This is a genomic window from Pseudomonas sp. AM4(2022) (assembly GCF_036346515.1).
Classification (GTDB): domain Bacteria; phylum Pseudomonadota; class Gammaproteobacteria; order Pseudomonadales; family Pseudomonadaceae; genus Aquipseudomonas; species Aquipseudomonas paracarnis.
In genome coordinates, this window is record NZ_JAOTNW010000027.1 from 1 (window position 1) to 17301 (window position 17301).

The 17301-nt window shown below is 58.8% G+C and carries 17 protein-coding genes; 8 read left to right on the forward strand and 9 right to left on the reverse strand.

Translation table 11 applies throughout. From position 1 onward, the window contains the following. The 3 genes from ODQ19_RS24960 to ODQ19_RS24970 all read right to left on the reverse strand — a co-directional run. A partial coding sequence (locus ODQ19_RS24960) for a hypothetical protein (RefSeq protein WP_330211503.1) occupies positions 1-381 on the reverse strand: 381 nt, incomplete at its 3' end. A 198-nt stretch (positions 382-579) separates the two neighbouring features. Next, positions 580-2049, reverse strand: coding sequence for a methyl-accepting chemotaxis protein (locus ODQ19_RS24965; RefSeq protein WP_330211504.1), 1470 nt, complete (start codon positions 2047-2049; stop codon positions 580-582). A 96-nt stretch (positions 2050-2145) separates the two neighbouring features. Continuing rightward, positions 2146-2952 (reverse strand): TatD family hydrolase, encoded by an 807-nt coding sequence (locus tag ODQ19_RS24970; RefSeq protein WP_116665639.1) that lies wholly within the window; start codon positions 2950-2952, stop codon positions 2146-2148. A gap of 236 nt (positions 2953-3188) precedes the next feature. Here ODQ19_RS24970 and ODQ19_RS24975 point away from each other — a divergent pair, with 236 nt between their 5' ends. The 3 genes from ODQ19_RS24975 to ODQ19_RS24985 all read left to right on the forward strand — a co-directional run bounded on the left by ODQ19_RS24975 (position 3189) and on the right by ODQ19_RS24985 (position 5716). Beyond that, positions 3189-4610: a transglycosylase SLT domain-containing protein gene (locus tag ODQ19_RS24975; RefSeq protein ID WP_330211505.1), complete on the forward strand. Its 1422-nt coding sequence runs from the start codon at positions 3189-3191 to the stop codon at positions 4608-4610. Positions 4611-4713: 103 nt separating this feature from the next. Beyond that, on the forward strand, positions 4714-5148 hold the full coding sequence (locus ODQ19_RS24980; RefSeq protein WP_073523419.1) for a DoxX family protein: 435 nt from the start codon (positions 4714-4716) through the stop codon (positions 5146-5148). Between the two features lie 259 nt (positions 5149-5407). Further along, complete coding sequence (locus ODQ19_RS24985; RefSeq protein ID WP_003189853.1) at positions 5408-5716, forward strand: hypothetical protein; 309 nt, start codon at positions 5408-5410, stop codon at positions 5714-5716. 4 nt (positions 5717-5720) lie between these two features. Here the strand turns inward: ODQ19_RS24985 and ODQ19_RS24990 are convergent, their stop codons facing one another. Genes ODQ19_RS24990 through ODQ19_RS25000 form a run of 3 tightly spaced genes read right to left on the reverse strand, consistent with a single transcriptional unit; the run spans position 5721 to position 9126 of the window. After that, a complete protein-coding gene (locus ODQ19_RS24990; RefSeq protein ID WP_330211506.1) occupies positions 5721-7460 on the reverse strand; it encodes a Gldg family protein in 1740 nt (579 codons plus the stop codon). Between the two features lie 17 nt (positions 7461-7477). Continuing rightward, positions 7478-8203 carry an ABC transporter permease gene (locus ODQ19_RS24995; RefSeq protein ID WP_330211507.1) on the reverse strand — a complete coding sequence of 242 codons (726 nt, stop codon included), beginning with the start codon at positions 8201-8203 and terminating at the stop codon, positions 7478-7480. Continuing rightward, positions 8200-9126: an ABC transporter ATP-binding protein gene (locus ODQ19_RS25000; RefSeq protein WP_116665635.1), complete on the reverse strand. Its 927-nt coding sequence runs from the start codon at positions 9124-9126 to the stop codon at positions 8200-8202. The genes ODQ19_RS24995 and ODQ19_RS25000 overlap by 4 nt, the downstream gene beginning before the upstream one ends. A gap of 240 nt (positions 9127-9366) precedes the next feature. Here ODQ19_RS25000 and ODQ19_RS25005 point away from each other — a divergent pair, with 240 nt between their 5' ends. Both ODQ19_RS25005 and greB read left to right on the forward strand, forming a co-directional pair. After that, a complete protein-coding gene (locus tag ODQ19_RS25005; RefSeq protein WP_330211508.1) occupies positions 9367-10413 on the forward strand; it encodes a hypothetical protein in 1047 nt (348 codons plus the stop codon). 124 nt (positions 10414-10537) lie between these two features. After that, complete coding sequence (gene greB / locus ODQ19_RS25010; RefSeq protein WP_116665641.1) at positions 10538-11017, forward strand: transcription elongation factor GreB; 480 nt, start codon at positions 10538-10540, stop codon at positions 11015-11017. Positions 11018-11055: 38 nt separating this feature from the next. Here greB and ODQ19_RS25015 read toward each other — a convergent pair whose 3' ends face one another. Further along, a complete protein-coding gene (locus ODQ19_RS25015) occupies positions 11056-13566 on the reverse strand; it encodes an ABC transporter permease (protein ID WP_330211509.1) in 2511 nt (836 codons plus the stop codon). Next, positions 13566-14249 carry an ABC transporter ATP-binding protein gene (locus ODQ19_RS25020; RefSeq protein ID WP_116665465.1) on the reverse strand — a complete coding sequence of 228 codons (684 nt, stop codon included), beginning with the start codon at positions 14247-14249 and terminating at the stop codon, positions 13566-13568. Before ODQ19_RS25020 ends, ODQ19_RS25015 begins: the two co-directional genes overlap by 1 nt. A 10-nt stretch (positions 14250-14259) precedes the next feature. On the opposite strand from ODQ19_RS25020, the gene ODQ19_RS25025 reads away from it, so the two are divergent. The 3 genes from ODQ19_RS25025 to ODQ19_RS25035 all read left to right on the forward strand — a co-directional run bounded on the left by ODQ19_RS25025 (position 14260) and on the right by ODQ19_RS25035 (position 16280). Further along, the gene (locus ODQ19_RS25025) at positions 14260-14865 is read left to right on the forward strand and encodes an arylesterase (RefSeq protein WP_165861593.1); all 606 of its coding nucleotides are present in this window, start codon (positions 14260-14262) and stop codon (positions 14863-14865) included. A 58-nt stretch (positions 14866-14923) separates the two neighbouring features. Further along, positions 14924-15217 (forward strand): hypothetical protein, encoded by a 294-nt coding sequence (locus ODQ19_RS25030; RefSeq protein WP_003189866.1) that lies wholly within the window; start codon positions 14924-14926, stop codon positions 15215-15217. A 97-nt stretch (positions 15218-15314) separates the two neighbouring features. Next, on the forward strand, positions 15315-16280 hold the full coding sequence (locus tag ODQ19_RS25035) for a L,D-transpeptidase family protein (RefSeq protein WP_116665467.1): 966 nt from the start codon (positions 15315-15317) through the stop codon (positions 16278-16280). Positions 16281-16458: 178 nt separating this feature from the next. On the opposite strand, the gene oprI is transcribed toward ODQ19_RS25035, so the two are convergent. Then, on the reverse strand, positions 16459-16710 hold the full coding sequence (gene oprI / locus ODQ19_RS25040) for an outer membrane lipoprotei OprI (RefSeq protein ID WP_003172710.1): 252 nt from the start codon (positions 16708-16710) through the stop codon (positions 16459-16461). Positions 16711-17301: the final 591 nt, after the last annotated feature.

Genomic DNA, 17301 nt, shown 5'->3' on the forward strand with positions numbered 1-17301 from the left:
AATGCCGCTGGGGCCAATGGTCCGATGCAGTGGCGCACCTACCGGGCTGCCGTCCGGCGCAACGGCTTGCAGCATCACGGGCGTGTTGCCGATAGGCACGAACTGCGTACTTTCGAACAGATGCACCAGCGTCAGCCCACCCTGGGCTTTGCATTGAGCGACGGTGCGGCTGGGTTTGTCGGAAGAGATCGGCGCGACCAGTGCGACGTCTTCCCCAACCTTGAACACCTGCTCCACGCTAAGTGCCGAACCACTTAAGAAGCTGTCGGCCCACTTATCAAAGGTATTCAGGCAGGTACGGAAATCCGCGAATACGCGCTCAACCTTCGGCGCTTCGGGATCTATGGGCACCAGCACCAGGTTGGCCAGTACCGAGATCAAGAGACAGCCCCATCCACCAGGGCTTTAACGAACACCGCCATCTGCAATCCCTCGCACTGTTTGATCAGGCGAGGGACTTTGCAGCGGTTGTCAGGTAAAAGAAGTCGGCGTTATGCGCGGAAATAGCGAGGAAGTTTCGTCTTAACCTCAGGTAAACCGAAGCTTGGTCGTAGGAGTCGGATTACAGCTGGAACAGTCTTACAACTTCAACTGCCCAATCGCCTTGCTCAACTCCCCGGCCAACGTCGCCAGTTCATTGCTGGTGGTGGCCGACGCCACGGTTTGATGCACGGTGTTTTCGGTCACATCGCGAATGCTCACCACGGCGCGGTTCATTTCTTCGGCGACATGGCTTTGTTGCTCGGCGGCCACGGCGATCTGGGTGTTGCTTTCGCGCATCTGTGCCACGGCGCCGGTAATTTCAGCCAGCGCGAGGCCGGCTTCCTGGGCCTGTTGCACGCAATCATCGGCCTTGAATGAGCTTTCTTGCATGAAGTCCACCGCGTCGCGGGTGCCGGCTTGCAGCGCCGAGACCATGCGGGTGATTTCGTCGGTGGAGCTTTGCACGCGCTTGGCCAGGTTGCGCACTTCGTCGGCGACCACCGCGAAACCGCGGCCCATTTCCCCGGCGCGGGCGGCTTCGATGGCGGCGTTGAGGGCGAGCAGGTTGGTCTGTTCGGCGATGCTGTGGATCACCCCGACCACGCCGTTGATTTTCTGGCTGTCTTCGGCCAGTTTCTGGATCATTTCGGCGGTCTGCTGTACGCCGCTGGACAGCCCGGCGATCGAACGTTGTACCCGGGTGACCACTGCCTGGCCGCTGCCGGCGAGAGTGTCGGCGGACTGCGACAAGTCACGGGTGGCGCCCGCGTGCTGGGCGATGTGGTAGACGGTGGCGGTCATTTCGTTGATGGCGGTGGCGGCTTGGTCGGTTTCGCTTTGCTGGCCCAGCATGCCGTGTTGCACCTCGTTCATGCTGCTGGCCAGGCGTGCGGCGCCGTCGTCCAGTTGCCGGGCGGTGCGTGCCACGGTATTGACCACGCGCTGGTAGCCGGCTTGCATGGCGTTGAAGGCACAGGCCATCTGGCCGACTTCATCCTTGCAGGCCAACGGCACCCGCGCCGACAGGTCGCCGGTTTTTTCAACGTGCAGCATCACATCCTTGAGGGTGTTGAGCTGGCTGAGCAGGAAGCGGATCAACAACTGCGAGGCGCCGAGCATGGCCAGCATCAGCACTGCCACAGCGACGGCGTAGCGGGCGAAACGTTCATTGAACACTTGGCTCAGGCTCGGCGCGTAGGCGAGGACTGCGACTTGCTGGCCGTCGGCCCGGCTGATCACCTCGGCGCCAATCAGCGGGTTTTCACCGAACAACGGCATGTGGTTGAGTTCAGTCCAGCCGTTGGCAGTGCTCAGGGCGGGCAGATCCTGGGGGATCTGGCCTTTGGAAAATGCGAGCCAGTGCTCACCCGTGGGCAAGGTTCTGTCGGCTGGCCAGGCGCTGAGCAAGCGTCCCTGGGCCTGGGCCGATGCCTGCGACGCCTGGCTGCGCGCCTGTTGTTCAAGCTGTACGGCGTACAGCACCAGCAGCAGGGTGGTGATGAAGGCGACCGCATTGACGGCCCAGAATTTGTATTTGAGCGAGATATTGCTAAGCCAGGCACCCATGGAAGGTTTTCTCTGATAGCGGAAACAGTATTGGCAAGGTGCCATTATTGTGCCGCTATTCAGAAAAGCGCTTTTGACATGGGTCAATGGGCCGCATTAATCGATGGCAGGCAAGCCGAAAAAGCGGCGGGCGCAGGCGGTGCTGTGCAGCGCCAGATCCTCCACCGTTTCGTTACGGTGCAGGGCCACTTCGCGCAGTACTTCGGGCAGGTACGCCGGCTCATTGCGACCATTTTTTGGCTTGGGGCGCAGGGTGCGTGGAAGCAGGTAGGGCGCATCGCTTTCCAGCATCAGACGGCCTCGGGGAATTTCCCTGACCAGCGGATGCAGGTGAGTGCCACGGCGTTCGTCGCAGATCCAACCCGTGATGCCAATGTGCAGATCCAGGTCCAGGTAACTGAACAGTGCTGCCTGTTCACCGGTGAAGCAGTGCACCACGGCGGCTGGCAGGTGGTCGCGGTAGTCTTTGAGGATCTCCAGCAGGCGCTGGTTGGCATCGCGCTCATGGAGAAACACCGGCAGTTGCAACTCGACCGCCAGGGCCAGGTGTTCTTCGAGGACTTTTTCCTGCTGTGGGCGAGGGGAGAAGTCCCGATTGAAATCCAGGCCGCATTCACCCACGGCGCGCACTCGGCTGTCGCCCAGCAAGCTGCGCAGGCGTTGGGCGCTGTCGTTGTTCCAGTCGCTGGCAGAGTGGGGGTGAATGCCGGCGGTGCTGAACAGGCGCTGGCCGCTTTCGTCGAGTTTCACACACAGTTGCAGGGCCTGTTCGCTGCCCTCGACGCTGGTGCCGGTGAGTACCAATTGCTGCACGCCAGCGGCGTAAGCGCGTTCGAGAACGGCCGGGTGCCTCTCGTCGAAACTGGGGTTGGTCAGGTTGACGCCAATATCAATGAGTTGCATGGTGCTATCTCCGCCTGCGGCCGGAAAGCATATCAGAGCTGTAGATTGATAAGAAAAACCAAGAACTACAATGCGTTAACGCTGTCTTTGAACGTCGCAAGCGACATTGTGGTGGGCCGATTGCCTGCCACCGTGGCGCCGTTGCACGCCTTGCCAGCGCATAAAGCGCTCTGTTTCTGACCCCCAGCACTGCGTAATTCGCGCAGGCGCTGGCCAGTTTTCTTTCCGGAGAGCGGATGATCCGACCCTCGGCGTTGCTTATGTTGTGCCTGGCGTTGCTGCTGCCCATGGTGGCGGTCGCGCGTCTTGATGGGCCGTTGCAAGTGGCCAAGCCCGGCAAGGTCCGCGACCTGGCGCAAATTCGCTCCAGCCGCACCCTGCGCGTCTTGGTCAACCAGAGCCGCAACAGTTCCGGTGAAGTGCAGGGCCAGGCCATCGGTGTCGAATACCATCGGTTGCGCGCCTTCGAGCAGTACCTCAACGGCCATGCCCGTGATGGGCAGGCCATCAACCTCAAGATCATCCCCAAGGCCAAGGACCAGTTACTCGGTGCGCTGGCCCGTGGTGAAGGTGACCTGGTGGCGCCCGGTGAGTTGCTGGATGTGAAGGGCGTGCACAAGGTCAGCGCCAGCGCCCCGATTGTCAGCGATGTGCCATTGTGGCTGGTGGGCGTCAAGGGTGAGCGACGCTTTACCAAGCTGGAGCAACTGTCGGGTCGCACGGTGACGCTGACCACCGGTAGTGCGGCGGTGGACGCTATCAGTCAGGTCAATCAAAAGCTGGCCCTGCACAAGCGCCCACCGGTGAAAGTGGAATGGGTTGACCCGAGCCTGGCGGTGGAAGATGTCCTGGAGATGGTGCAGGCCGGGATTTTTCACCTGACGATCGTGGAAAAACCGATTGCCCAACGCTGGTCGAAAATCCTGCCCAAGTTGCGCTTTGACAAGCAGGTCGTCATCAGCGAGCCAGGCGACGAGTTCTGGTTTGTGCGTCAAGACGCGTCGATGCTGCGTGCCAGCATCGATCGGTTTCTCAAGACCTATCACACGCCTTCCGACCAGGATGTGGCATTCCAGCGTATCTATCGACGCCTCTACCAGGTCCGTAACCCATTGGCGCGGGCTGACCGTCAGCGCCTGGAAAAACTGCGCCCGGTTTTGCAAAAACATGCGCGTGAGCAAGGTATGGACTGGCTGAACCTGGCGGCGTTGGCGTTTAAGGAGTCTTCCCTGGACCCAGGCGCACGAAACAGCGGCGGCCCTACCGGTCTGATGCAGATCACGCCGTCGGCGGCCCAACGGGTGGGGGTCAACAATATCGAGACGCTCGACAATAATGTGCAAGCCGGGGCACGTTACCTGGCGATGATCCGACGCAAGTTTTTCGCCAGCCCCAAGCTCAATGAGCGTGAGCGCATGGCCTTTATGCTAGCGGCGTACAACATGGGGCCGGAGCGGGTGCAGGGCATGCGCACCGAGGCCAAGCGCCGTGGGCTTAACCCCAATCAGTGGTTCTTCCAGGTTGAACGCATTGCCATGGAGCAGGTAGGGATGGGCGGCGTCAGCTATGTTAATAGCGTCAACAAGTATTATTTGGCGTTCGATCGGGAGCGCGAGTCTCTGGAGCCGCCTGCGGCTAAAATTGCATCGCGTAAATAATCGAATTTTTAGATGTCGATTAGGCAATATTTCGGCTTTTATCATTGCTTAAACTGATTAATATAGCGGCCAACCAACCCCTACCTGAAAAAGGATTTGCCCCATGAGCCCAATGATTACCCGTGTACTGTCCACTCGCGCCGGCTATGGCCTGACTATTCTGCGCATTTTCGTCGGCATCATCTTCGCTGCCCACGGCTCGCAAAAACTCTTCGGCTGGTTTGGCGGTGGTGGCCTCGCGGGCACCGCACAATGGATGGAAAGTATCGGCCTGGCGCCGGGCACGCTGATGGCGCTGCTGTCGGGCGGTACCGAGTTCTTCGCTGGCCTGGCCCTGATCATCGGTTTGCTGGCTCGCCCTGCTGCATTGGGCCTGACCTTCTTGACGCTGGTGGCTATCTTCTCTGTACACATCCACAACGGGCTGTTCATGGCCAACAACGGATATGAGTTCGCACTGGCACTGCTCGGCGGCGCGCTGGCGGTGTTGCTGGAAGGTGCGGGCAAATTGTCTGTCGACCGCGCGATCACTCACTGATCGTTTAGCAAGCTGCACAAAAGGCCCGCTGATGCGGGCCTTTTCGTTGCCCGGGATTCTTGACACTGCCCCACCGGCTTCTCTAGGATGCTGCTCATGCGCCGATTTAAACAGCTAATTGCGGGGCGCCACTGGGACTCAATGCAGCCCGACAGAAGCACGCTTGCTCACGCAGGGCGTTCTTCGAAATACCGCTAAAGCGCTGGTTCGGTGTTGCCTCTCACCTGCCCGCAGACTTTTGAGGCAGAGACACGACACGATGAATGCACTACGCCCCCTCATACGCCTGGCCCCGATCACCGCGGACCTGACTCAACGCAATCCGAAAATCCTTCTAGGCGGCAAGCACCAGCCGACACTGCTGCGCTATCTGGATGGCTGGCCACGCCGTTCCGGTCGGCCTTCGGCGTTCCTGATCCAGTTTGTTGAGGACGGCGATTCCCTGGCCCGTTTTGCCAGCGACAGTTTCGACCTGGCAGTGATTCAGGCTCCGAGTGCCAGCAACGCCCATGAGGTGATCCACCAACTGACGCGCATTGCCCGGCAAGGGCTGATTGCCCGTCGCTGAGCGACTAGTGAAAGGTTGCCAGTGCGAGGAGCCGACGCTTGCGCTGGTACAGGAACAGTAACCCGGCAATCAGGCACAGCAGTAGCGGTAGAGGCGCGACCATCAGCCCTTTGAGCTGTCGCTCGAAACGCTGCACCGGGGCATAGGCCTGCGCCTTGAGTGCATGCAACTCGATGGGCAACTGCAGGCGCTCCTTGTTGAGTACCTGCAACTGCGTATTGGTATCCACCGCCTGGGTGATAAGCTGCGTGTGCGCTGGGTTCAACTCGCGCCATGCTTGCTCTGTCTGCTCAAGTCGTCGCTGGAGCTCAAGCGAGTTTTTCCGATACGCCTGTGCCGCTTCGTCGCGCATGTGATCCAGCCTGTGCAACGGTTGGCGCATGACACGGGGTCGAATGCGCTTGAGTGCTTCGGGCGCCGCCAGGTTATCCAATGTGTTCAATACAAACTGCGCGTTGCCGTTGCGTGCATGGCTGACCGTGTCCGCGAGCAAGTCGGTGTCGGCCACGACCACCATCTGGATCAGTTCTGCTTTTTGCAGCCCAGGCGGCTGGCCCTTGAAGCCGTCGGGAAACGCTGAGTAAGCGGGCCCTTCAACACGCGCAGCGATCACATGACGCTGCCCTGAAGTCGCCGTTTCATCGATCAGTGAGTCGAATGTCGTCGCCGAGCCAAAGCGTTTTGCATCCAGCAGGGCCGATTGCCGTGAACTCAGTAGAAGCGGGGTCAACAGTGAACGGCTCTTGGGGGCCAGGGAAAGCGCGCCGCTGCTTGAGACCATCACGGCGTCCAGCCCCCAGGCGCTGATATCCGTCGTAGTTATGGCCTGTGATGGAAGGTGTAGCCTGGCCGGGTGCAGTACCCGGGGCATTCCCGGGCCGGGCGTGGCTGATGAGGCATAGAGGTTATCGACCAACAGCTTATCCGCGGGCATATGGATGCCCCACGCGTTTAGCAGCCCCTCCATCCTGGCGTTCTCTGACACGGCGTCAGCGCCCATCTCGCTCACGGGGTCGATAAACATCATCAACTGGGTGCCTTTCAATACCGATTGCTCAATGGCATATAGCGCTCGCTCAGGTAAAGCGTGCGGCTGTACGACCATCAATGTCGCGATGGATGACGGAACCTGGGCGATGTTGGCAGCTAATTCCACCACGTTGAATTGCTCGCGCATCAACGCCAGCAACTCGCTGGCCGGTTTGTTTAACGTCAGTCCCGACAGCAGGCCGATAGTGGCACGCTCAGGGTGCCCCAACTTATAGATCAGGTGGCTGATCTCATATTCAAGTAATGGCTCGTGCTCAGGGCGGAACGCTTCGATGCGTTGGGCGCCCTGGCCAGTGCGGGTGCCGATAAGGCCAAGGAATCCTTGTGTGTCATCAAGCCCAAACAAGCTGGCTTTGTAGGCATCTTCAGAAAAGGGCGCGGGATTAATGATATGTAAATTGATCAGGCCGTTTGCCGCTTTTTCGAACGCCTTGAGCACGTCTTCCACGCGCCGGCCATAACGTTCTAATGCCTGGCTTTTTTGCGGCGCATTGAGGGTATTGAAGTAATACAGATCCAGTGGGCTTTCAAGTGACAGCAGCAGTTGCTGCGCCGCTGGCGATAAGGTGTGGATTTTTTCTTCGGAAAAGTCCCAGCGAACAGTGGGCAGTTTGGGTACCCAGACTAGATTGAATGCCAGAAACAGCAGTGATATGACGAGAAGTGTCATACCTGCACGAAAAGCGGATCCCATCAGTGGTTTTCCTTTTCTCAGCTGTTTTTGTAATTGAGTGTGAGGGTGGTCGCAAACAGAAAAGCAACGATCATGCTGATAAAGTACAGGCTGTCCTGCAGTGTGAGCTTGCCGTTATCCATCGCGCTGAAGCGGGCAATGGGATCCAGGGACATCAAACTGTCGATAATCCATATCGGTGCTTGTTGTTCAAGTGCATCCAGTACTGACGAAAGCCCACTGGCGGTCAGCAACAAGCCGAGCGTGAAAAAGAAAATCAGCAGGCGTTGGTTCGCAAGTACACAGATGAAACAACCGACGGAAAGATAACTTCCCGCCAGTAACCAACTGGCCAGGAATTGTGAGGCGATAACGCTATTGTCAGGCGTGCCCAGATAATTCACGGCAATCACCAGGGGGAAGTTAAGCATCAGCGCAATGCCACAGACAGTCCATGCCGCGATGAATTTTCCGATCACCCGTTCCATCGAGGTGACAGGCAAGGCATTCAGGGTGTCGTAAAAGCTGGCGTTGGATTCATCCGACCACAACTGCGTCGATAAAAGGGGGACCAGCAGGAGATAGAGCCAGGGGTGCAGTTCGAAAAAAGCCTGCAAATCACTGCTGTTTCGCTCCATCCATTGGTTGGAATGCAGTCCCAGCGCTGCGCACAGTGCGAGAAAAACCGCCACGCTCAGGTAAGTGCTGGGGGCGCAGGCATAGCTGGCCAGTTGTCGTTTGAAAATGACAGGTAGCAGTCTCAAGGTGTTACCTCTTGGCTCAGATGGTGAACGACATCGTTCAGGCGACCCGGCTCCAGATTCATTGACGTGATGTTCCAGCCGCGATGGGTGATAAGCGCGTTGATCGAGGGAAAGATGGAATGCCCGGGCATGGCCAGTACCGTCACCTTGCCGGGCGCATGCCGGTCTTCCTCGATGCCTGCGACGCCGGGTAATACGGCCAACGCGAGCAAATCCAGGGGGGCGTCTGCCGCGAGGGTGACGGCCTGGAAGTGCCGGGAGCTGCGCTGTAAGTCGGGCAGCGAGGCATCGGCCACCAGGCGACCACCGGCGATAACCAAGGCACGGGTGCAGACGTCCGCCAGATCCTGGTAATGGCGGGAGGCGATGATGATGGTCATTTCCTCGCTCAGGGACTGGATGAGTGCCCGGAACTTGAGGCGTTGATCAGGACAGAGCCCTTCTGTGGGTTCGTCCAGCAGCAGCAGGCTTGGGGAATGCAGGAGCGCCTGGGCCATTGCCACTCTGCGCTTCAAACCAAGGGAAAGGACGTTGATGGGGCAGTCGAGTACGGGCAGCAGTTCCAGTCGTGCGGCTACCTGCGCCACCTGGCTGCGTTTTTCCATCCCGCTCAAACCGCGAATGGCAGCAATGAAATTGAGCATGTTTTTGACGGACATCGTGTGATGGTCGAGGCCGCCTTGGCGTTGATAGCCAATGACCTTTTTGGCTTGAATTGAGTGGGTATGGGTATTGAAGCCTTGAATAATGATTTGCCCGGCAGTCGGCTTGATCGCCCCGGCGATCAAGCTCAACAGCGTTGTTTTTCCCGCACCACTCTCTCCCAGCAAGCCCACACACTCCTGGCGCTGGGCACAGAAGGACAAGTTACTGATTAGGTGTGTTTTGCCCAACTGTTTTGTCAGGTTGCTTATCTCGATCATGGTTTTACCGAATAAGTTTTGCAGGGCGTGTGAGAGGGGCTGGCTGTAGGGGAAAGTGCTTTAAAAAGGGTACGTTCAATATGAAGGCTTGGGAACGCGAAGTATGATTAATAAGAAGAATCCTACGTTCGGCCCGATAATCCGCTGAAACAATTGTTTTGTTTTGAATACTTATTAATGCCCAGATGTTTATCTGATGTTTATATAAGGTTTTCTCTTTTGTAATGAGGCCTGATTGCCATGATGCTTCTACGTACTCTTGTTCTTGAGCGCAACGATGAAGGGAAGCCCGTTAACGGCGCCTTGTTGTGCGGGTTTGCTGTGACGCAAACGGCGTCCAACTTTCTGGTGTATAGCCTGGATGAGGAAGCAGAGCCCGGTCACTCCAGGGTCTATATCGCGGCACTGCGTAAAAAGATTGACCGGTATTTCCTGGGAGGCGTTGATTCCAAAGAGGACCTGCAATTAGCCATGCAAGTCTTCAAACAGATCCTGACGATGGCAGCGGCAGCCGGCTCGAAGACAACGCCGATTGCCGAACCCCAGGTGCCCTTTCATTTCATTGATTTGAAAGGCTGCCGGTTGCCGCCTGCCAGGCCAGAGGATCATCACTCGGTGATCATCAAGAAAGCTTTGGTCATGAAGGTCATCACCTTGGGCATGTCGGCCCCGGCGTTGCCTGCGATCGAAAGCAGCGCAGTGATCGTGCCGTCCATTCGCTTCTCGTCGCAAATGGTTGCGCCGCCGCGAAATCCGCGCTCAGCCACGACTGCGCCGCAGCCTATGGATGAAGACACCGTTGAAGAACCGGCGCGGTCGCTGGTCGCGATACCGCAGGAGCAGGTTGAGCCTAGTGCGTCTCCTGTTCCTGTTGAACAAGATGACAGTCACTTTGAGCCAAACAACCTGCGGTTGGAGCCACCTGAGCCGGAGCCCGAACCCTTGGACCCGCCTGCCCAGTTGGACCATACCTCTTTGCTCGAAATGGACAGTGCGCTGAGCAATCTGGCCAAAGTTGCCCAGGAACTGACGCAAAAAAAATGCGCGGTCCTAGAGAAGGAGCAAATGCTTGAACAGTGGCAGGCGCGATTGCAACAGCAGCAGAGCCAGTTGGAAGAAAAGGGCCGTGAACTTGAGCAGCGCCATACCTATTTGCAGGAGCAGGGGCTGGAGGTCAGCCAGAAGGCCGAAAAGCTGGCGATGATGATGTTGCAGTTGTCGGGTATGCGCCAGCGTATGCAAGGCACGCTGCTTGAATTGGATCAAGTGCTGGAGGGGCATGGGTAAGGTAATGGGGCGTCGGCCTGGATACTTTCCAGGGTTCATTTATCATCATGCCCAGCCAGCCGCTGCCTGGGCATGATGCCCTGGCGTATCGGCACCATTGGACATTGCCTGGGGATGCAAGCGTTTGAGTACCAAGCTGATTACCAAAGAAGGTCATGAAGCGCTGAAAAAAGAGCTGGATTACCTGTGGCGAGAGAAACGCCCGGATACCACACGCAAAGTGACCTGGGCCGCCTCCCTGGGAGATCGCAGTGAAAATGCGGATTACCAGTACAACAAGAAGCTGTTGCGGGAGATCGACCGACGGGTGCGTTACCTGCGCAAACGCCTGGAAGACATGCGTGTGGTGGAGTACATGCCCGAGCAGGAGGGAAAGGTATTTTTCGGTGCATGGGTCGAAATCGAAAACGAACAGGGCCAGACCAAGCGTTTTCGCATCGTGGGTTATGACGAGATTTATGATCGCATGGATTACATCTCCATCGACTCACCCATGGCACGGGCCCTGCTGCGCAAGGAGGTGGACGACGAGGCAATCGTACAAACCCCCAGCGGAGAGGTGTGCTGGTGGATCACCAAGATCGAATATGTGAAAGCCGCCTGATGGCACGTACCCTTGGCTGGGTGCGTGCCATCCGGGTTTCAACCTTCGCGCAATACGGTCAGCGGGCTGGCATTCAGTGCACGACGCGTGCCGAATACCCCGGCAGCGCCAATCAGCACGGCACCGATCACGGGCAGCAGTAACAACCACGGGTGGGGATGCCACGCCAGGTCAAAGGCATAGCGGTACAGCACCCAGGTCACCAGTTCGGTGCCCAGTGCTGCCAGCAAGCCACTGACCGCCCCCAACAGACCGAATTCGATGCGTCGGGCCTTGACCAGCAACTTGCGTTCGGCACCCAAGGCGCGCAGCAATGCACCTTGGCGGATTCGTTCATCCAGGGTGGCCTGCAGGCCAGAGAACAACACTGCCATGCCCGCCGCGAGTACAAACAACAGCACGTATTCGACCGCCAACGTCACTTGGGCGAGGATGCTGCGCAACTGCTCCAGCAGGGCCTCGACCTGCAGGATAGTGACCGCCGGGAAGGCCCGTGACAGGTCGACGATCTGTTGGTCATGGCCGGGAGCCAGATAGAAGCTGGTGAGGTAGGTCGCGGGCAGATCCTTCAAGGTGCCCGGTTGGAAAATCATGAAGAAGTTGGGCTGGAAGTTATCCCAGTTGATGGTGCGCAGGCTGGTGACCCGCGCTTCACGGTTTTCCCCGCCGATGGTGAACAACAGATGGTCGTTGAGCTTGAGCTTCAAGCTCTCGGCCACTTTGGCTTCCACCGACACGCCAGGAACCCCGTCAGTGGGTTGCGCCGACCACCAGGTACCTGCCGTCAGGACGTTACCCGCTGGCAAGTCGGCTGCCCAAGTCAGGCTCAGGTCACGTTGAGTGGCACGGTCGCCACTGGAGTCCTTGCTGACAATCTCCTGCACGGGTTCGCCATTGATGCTGATCAAGCGCCCCGGCACCACCGGGTAGAGCGGCGCTGCTTGTGCCTGTACGTCCAGCAGGCGGGTGCCAAAGGCATCCTTGTCGGCTGGCAGGATATTCAGGGCGAAGTAGTTGGGCGCATCCTTGGGTAACTGGTTTTGCCAGGTGTCGAGCAATTCTCCCCGCAACAGCGCGATCAACCCCATGGACAACAGGATCAAGCCAAAGGCCAGGGATTGGCCTGCAGCCGCCAACGGGTGACGCAACAACTGGCCCAGGCCCAGGCGCCATGGCAGGGAGGCACGAGCCAGTAACCGCCGCAGGCTCTGCAGCAACAACAGCAGCAAGCCGCCCAGGAGCAGCGCAGCAACTACACCGCCGCCGAGTAACGCGAAGGTCAATACCAGGTCCAGGCTCAGGCGCCACATGATCAGGCCCAAGGCAAACAGCGCCGCGCCGTAGACCATCCAAGTGCTTGAAGGAATAGGCAGCAAATCGCGGCGCAATACCCGCAGCGGCGGTACTCGACCCAGTGCGGCCAGCGGCGGGAGGGCGAAGCCGGCGAGGGCGACCAGCCCGGTGCCAATCCCCGCCACGGCCGGTAGCAACCCGCCCGGCGGTACGTCGGCGGGCAGCAGGTCGTGCAGGAAGTAGAACAGGCCAAATTGCGCCAGCCAGCCGAGCAGGGCGCCGGCCAGGCTCGCCAGCAAGCCCAGTACGCTCAGTTGCAGGCTGAACAGCAGCATGGCTTCCCGGCGCGACAAGCCCAGGCAGCGCAACAACGCGCTGGCATCGAAGCGTCGACTGGCGAAGCGGTTGGCCGACAGTGCCACGGCCACGCCAGCCAGCAGCACGGCCACCAGGCTCGCCATGTTCAGGTAGCGTTCGGCCTTGCCCAGCGCGCCGCCGATCTGTTGGTTGCCATCGCGGGAGTCCTGCAGGCGCTGGTTGGCGGCCAGGCCCGGTTTGACCAGGTCGCGATAGGTTTGCAGCGCTGTGCTGCCTTGTGGCGCACGCCATAGTTCGCGGTAGCTCACCCGACTGCCTGGCTGGACCACACCGGTGGCGTCCAGGTCGGCCAGGTTGATCATGACCCTGGGCGTGAGGCTGTAAAAATTGCCGGCGCGGTCGGGCTCATAGGTCAGGATGCGCGCCAGGCGCAGGGTCTTCATGCCGACATCGATGCTGTCGCCGACTTTCAGGTCCAGCGCTGTCAGCAACCGTGCTTCCACCCAGGCTTCACCAGGTTCGGGACCACCGCCCGGGGTTTGCGTACCGAAGGGCTCGGCGCTGCTTTTAAGCTCGCCGCGCAAGGGGTACTGCTCGTTGACCGCCTTGATGCTGGAGAGTTGGATGCCGTTATCGGTGGCGATAACGCTGGAGAACTCCACGATGCGAGCGTGATCCAGGCCCAGTTCGGTCCCAGATTTGATTTGCTCGGGACGGGCCGGCGAGCTGCCTTCGAGCACCAGGTCGGCGCCGAGGAATTCGGTGGCGCGCAGCAGCATGGCGCCGTTGAGGCGCGCACCAAAGTAGCCGATGGAGGTGCTGGCGGCCACGGCCACCAGCAGGGCAAAGAACAGCACGCGCAATTCGCCGGCGCGGGCATCGCGCAGTAACTGACGCATGGCAAGACTGAACAGACGCAACAGCGGCAAACGTGCCATCAAGGCTCCAGGGGCGCGACCATCAGGCCGGCTTCAAGGCGGATCAGGCGTCGGCAACGGTGGGCCAGGCGCTCGTCATGGGTGACCAGTACCAGGGTCGTACCGCTCTCTTTATTCAACTCGAACAGCAGATCGCTGATGCGCTCGCCAGTATGGCTGTCGAGGTTGCCGGTGGGCTCGTCGGCAAACAGCACGTCCGGTTCGGCGGCAAACGCGCGGGCAATCGCCACTCGTTGCTGTTCGCCACCGGAGAGTTGGCGGGGTGAGTGGGTCAGGCGTTTGCCGAGACCGACGCGCTCCAGCAGATGGGTAGCGCGCTCGCGGGCATCTTTGCGACCGTCAAGTTCCAGCGGCAGCATGACGTTTTCCAACGCGTTGAGACTGTCGAGAAGCTGGAAGGATTGGAATACAAATCCCACATGCTCGGCACGGATGCGCGCGCGCTGATCTTCGTCGAGGGTGCTAAGGGCTTGCCCGGCCAGGGTCACTTCGCCGCTGCTGGGCAGGTCGAGGCCGGCCAGCAGGCCTAATAGTGTAGATTTGCCGGAACCGGAGCTGCCGACGATAGCCAGGCTATCGCCCTTGTTCAGTTCCAGGCTCAGTTCGTGCAGGATAGTCAGTTCACCTTCCGCGCTGGGAACCACTTTGCTAAGGTTTCGCGCGGTGAGAATGCTTGCGCCCATGGAGAATCCGATGCGAGTGTGGTTTTTGAGTGCTGGCCTGGCCTTGATGTGCATGGCCCAGAACGCAGCGGCGGGTACAGTCCTGATCGTTGGCGATAGTATCAGTGCCGGTTTCGGCCTGGATACCCGTAAAGGGTGGGTCGCGTTGCTGGAACAACGGCTCAAGCAGGAGGGTTTTGACGACAAAGTGGTCAATGCTTCCATCAGTGGTGACACCAGTGCAGGAGGCCTCGCGCGGCTGCCCGCGGCGCTTGCAACGCACAAACCGGACGTGGTGGTGATCGAGTTGGGCGGCAACGATGGCTTGCGCGGCCAGCCGCCGGCGCAATTGAAACAAAATCTTGCGTCGATGATTGACCAGTCCAAGGCCGGCGGTGCCAAGGTGCTGCTGCTGGGTATGCAGTTGCCACCCAATTACGGGCCTCGATACACCACCGCATTTGCAAAAGTCTATGGTGCATTGGCCGAGGAAAAAGACATTCCTCTGGTGCCGTTTTTCCTCGAGGGCGTGGGCGGTCATCCAGAGCTGATGCAGGCTGATCAATTGCACCCAGCGGTCGCGGCGCAAGGCAAGTTGCTGGAAAATGTCTGGCCAACGCTGAAACCGCTGTTATGACGCTTTTCTACCGGCAGGCTTTCGGCTAAGGTGGCGCCCCCCCGATTTGGAGCCCTCGATGTCGCGCCCTGCCTGGTCCCTGTTTAACTACCAACTGATCGAGCCGGACGAGCAGCTGGACCTGTTCGCCTGCCAGGAAGTGCGAGTGCATTTGGTGGCGCGTCAATTGGAACTGGGCGGCTCGATCGATCGCACGCTCTGCGGCACTTTATTGCCCGCACAGCCACGCTGGTCATCGGTCAATCGCTCGATTTTCCAAGACCAGCGACTCTGCCCTTTGTGCCGGGCGATTCTCGAATCGCAAAAGCGCGGCACGCCGCCGATCTGGCCGGAGCTGCGCTTCGAGTTATAGAAGCAGCTGCAAGCTTCAAGCTATAAGCTGTAAGCTAGCGGCTGAAAGCTTGTAGCTGGCTTTTAACCTACCCGTCGTCTTGCGAAGGATTTTCCGGATGTTGTCGCGCCTTTCCGTCGTCACCTGCTGCCTGTCTCTTGCTGCGCTTTGTGCGGCGGGTTCGGCGGCGGCCTTGCAGTTGCCCTTGCCTCCGCCCGGTGAGGACATCGTTGGCCAGGTCCAAGTGATCAAGGCCAAGTACGAAGACACCTTTGCCGACCTTGGCACCACCTACGACCTGGGCTATTCGGAAATGGTTGCGGCCAACCCGGGTGTCGATGCCTGGTTGCCGGGTGCGGGCACCGAGATTGTGCTGCCGACACGCTTTATCCTGCCGCCCGGGCCGCGGGAAGGCATTGTGATCAACCTGGCGGAATACCGGCTCTACTACTATCCAAAAGGCCAAGACGTCGTCTACACCTTCCCCCTGGGCATCGGCCGTGAAGGCTGGGGTTCGCCGATCGCCCATACCAGCATCATCGCCAAGACGCCCAACCCGACCTGGACGCCACCGGCCTCGATCAAGGCCGAGCACGCCGCTAACGGTGACCCGCTGCCCAACGTAGTGCCTGCTGGCCCAGACAACCCACTGGGGCCGTTCAAGTTCACCCTGGGCACGCCGGGTTACCTGATCCACGGCTCCAACATGAAATTCGGGATCGGCACGCGTACCAGCCACGGGTGCTTCCGCATGTTCAATAACAACGTGTTGGAAATGGCAGGCATGGTGCCGGTAGGCACGTCAGTGCGCATCATCAATGACGCGTACAAGTTCGGCAGCAGTGGTGGCAAGGTCTACCTTGAGGCCCACACGCCGTTGAATGATGACGGTACGCCATCGGTGGTCGACAAGCACACCGCGGTTATCAATGCGTTGCTCAAGCGCGAAGACCTGTCCAATAACCTGCGCGTCAACTGGGACCAGGTGCGTGATGTGGTCGCCGCCGAGGATGGCTTGCCGACCGAAATTGGTGTGCCAGGCGGCGCACCTGTGGCGTCCAGTACCCCGCTCGATCTTCAATAATAAGCCCGAGCGAATATCCCTGTGGGAGCGGGCTTGCTCGCGAAGACGTCGGCCCGGCAAACATTGATGCTGACTGATCCACCGCTTTCGCGAGCAAGCCCGCTCCCACATGCCAAATCAAAGGCAAAAAAAAGCCGACCCATAAATGGATCGGCTTGATAACAACCCCGAAGGATTATTACTTGCGGCTTGCTTTTTCAAGCATGCGCAGAGCGCGCTCGTTAGCTTCGTCAGCAGTCTGTTGTGCTTTTTGAGCAGCAGCCAGAGCTTCATCAGCTTTACGGTAGGCTTCGTCTGCACGGGCCTGGGAGCGAGCTGCTGCGTCTTCAGTTGCAGTCAGACGAGCTTCGGTTTCTTTGGAGACGCTGCTGCAACCGGTAGCCAGAACTGCGGCCAGAGCCAGAGCAGAGAATTTCAGAACGTTGTTCATCGTGTTCCCCTTCAAGGACTTTCAATTTAATGGCTACTTTCTCAGAGTGAGCTAATAGCCGGCGTACATACTACCCATTACTTGTAGTAAGTAAACTGACGTTGCGCAAGAAGCAAAAAAATTTCTTGTGCCGAATCTATTTTGGCTAATCTTTTGGCGGTTTGTATGAAAACTGTCCAATTTTTTGCACCTCGACGGACATTGGATCCAGGCTGAAAGGGCCGGCCCGCATGTGTTAAGCCTTGTAAATAGATGAAATTTTATATAACGAAGCGGGGCACTTTGGTTACGCTTGGCTTTACTGCGGCGGGTATCTTTTGCGCATCTAGAGGTGACTTTAAGAGCGCCAGTTCGTCTCAAGGTTCAACTGCCGGCAATGTTCAGGCTATCGGTCACCGGTTGATCGAGGCCCTTTCTATATCCACCAGCGGTGGGGAATGACGAGTGCGCCTTGAGCAATTTCAGGATTGGTGCCTACTATTCCCTATGTGCTGGTTGTGAGCGCTCACGGTTTTCTCGTTGTCGAAACCGGCACGGGGTGGCGTAGATGTTCCTTCGCCGGAAAAACATCGGTAAGGTAGGGTCGTTAAT

What these genes read in the sequence shown, in the direction of transcription:
- oprI (WP_003172710.1), bottom strand. Translation starts at nt 16,710, where the DNA reads ATGAACAACGTTCTGAAATTCTCTGCTCTGGCTCTGGCCGCAGTTCTG.
- ODQ19_RS24970 (WP_116665639.1), bottom strand. Translation starts at nt 2,952, where the DNA reads ATGCAACTCATTGATATTGGCGTCAACCTGACCAACCCCAGTTTCGAC.
- ODQ19_RS24975 (WP_330211505.1), top strand. Translation starts at nt 3,189, where the DNA reads ATGATCCGACCCTCGGCGTTGCTTATGTTGTGCCTGGCGTTGCTGCTG.
- ODQ19_RS24980 (WP_073523419.1), top strand. Translation starts at nt 4,714, where the DNA reads ATGAGCCCAATGATTACCCGTGTACTGTCCACTCGCGCCGGCTATGGC.
- ODQ19_RS25035 (WP_116665467.1), top strand. Translation starts at nt 15,315, where the DNA reads ATGTTGTCGCGCCTTTCCGTCGTCACCTGCTGCCTGTCTCTTGCTGCG.
- ODQ19_RS25020 (WP_116665465.1), bottom strand. Translation starts at nt 14,249, where the DNA reads ATGGGCGCAAGCATTCTCACCGCGCGAAACCTTAGCAAAGTGGTTCCC.
- ODQ19_RS24985 (WP_003189853.1), top strand. Translation starts at nt 5,408, where the DNA reads ATGAATGCACTACGCCCCCTCATACGCCTGGCCCCGATCACCGCGGAC.
- ODQ19_RS24965 (WP_330211504.1), bottom strand. Translation starts at nt 2,049, where the DNA reads ATGGGTGCCTGGCTTAGCAATATCTCGCTCAAATACAAATTCTGGGCC.
- ODQ19_RS25005 (WP_330211508.1), top strand. Translation starts at nt 9,367, where the DNA reads ATGATGCTTCTACGTACTCTTGTTCTTGAGCGCAACGATGAAGGGAAG.
- ODQ19_RS25015 (WP_330211509.1), bottom strand. Translation starts at nt 13,566, where the DNA reads ATGGCACGTTTGCCGCTGTTGCGTCTGTTCAGTCTTGCCATGCGTCAG.
- ODQ19_RS25000 (WP_116665635.1), bottom strand. Translation starts at nt 9,126, where the DNA reads ATGATCGAGATAAGCAACCTGACAAAACAGTTGGGCAAAACACACCTA.
- ODQ19_RS25025 (WP_165861593.1), top strand. Translation starts at nt 14,260, where the DNA reads ATGCGAGTGTGGTTTTTGAGTGCTGGCCTGGCCTTGATGTGCATGGCC.
- ODQ19_RS24990 (WP_330211506.1), bottom strand. Translation starts at nt 7,460, where the DNA reads ATGGGATCCGCTTTTCGTGCAGGTATGACACTTCTCGTCATATCACTG.
- ODQ19_RS25030 (WP_003189866.1), top strand. Translation starts at nt 14,924, where the DNA reads ATGTCGCGCCCTGCCTGGTCCCTGTTTAACTACCAACTGATCGAGCCG.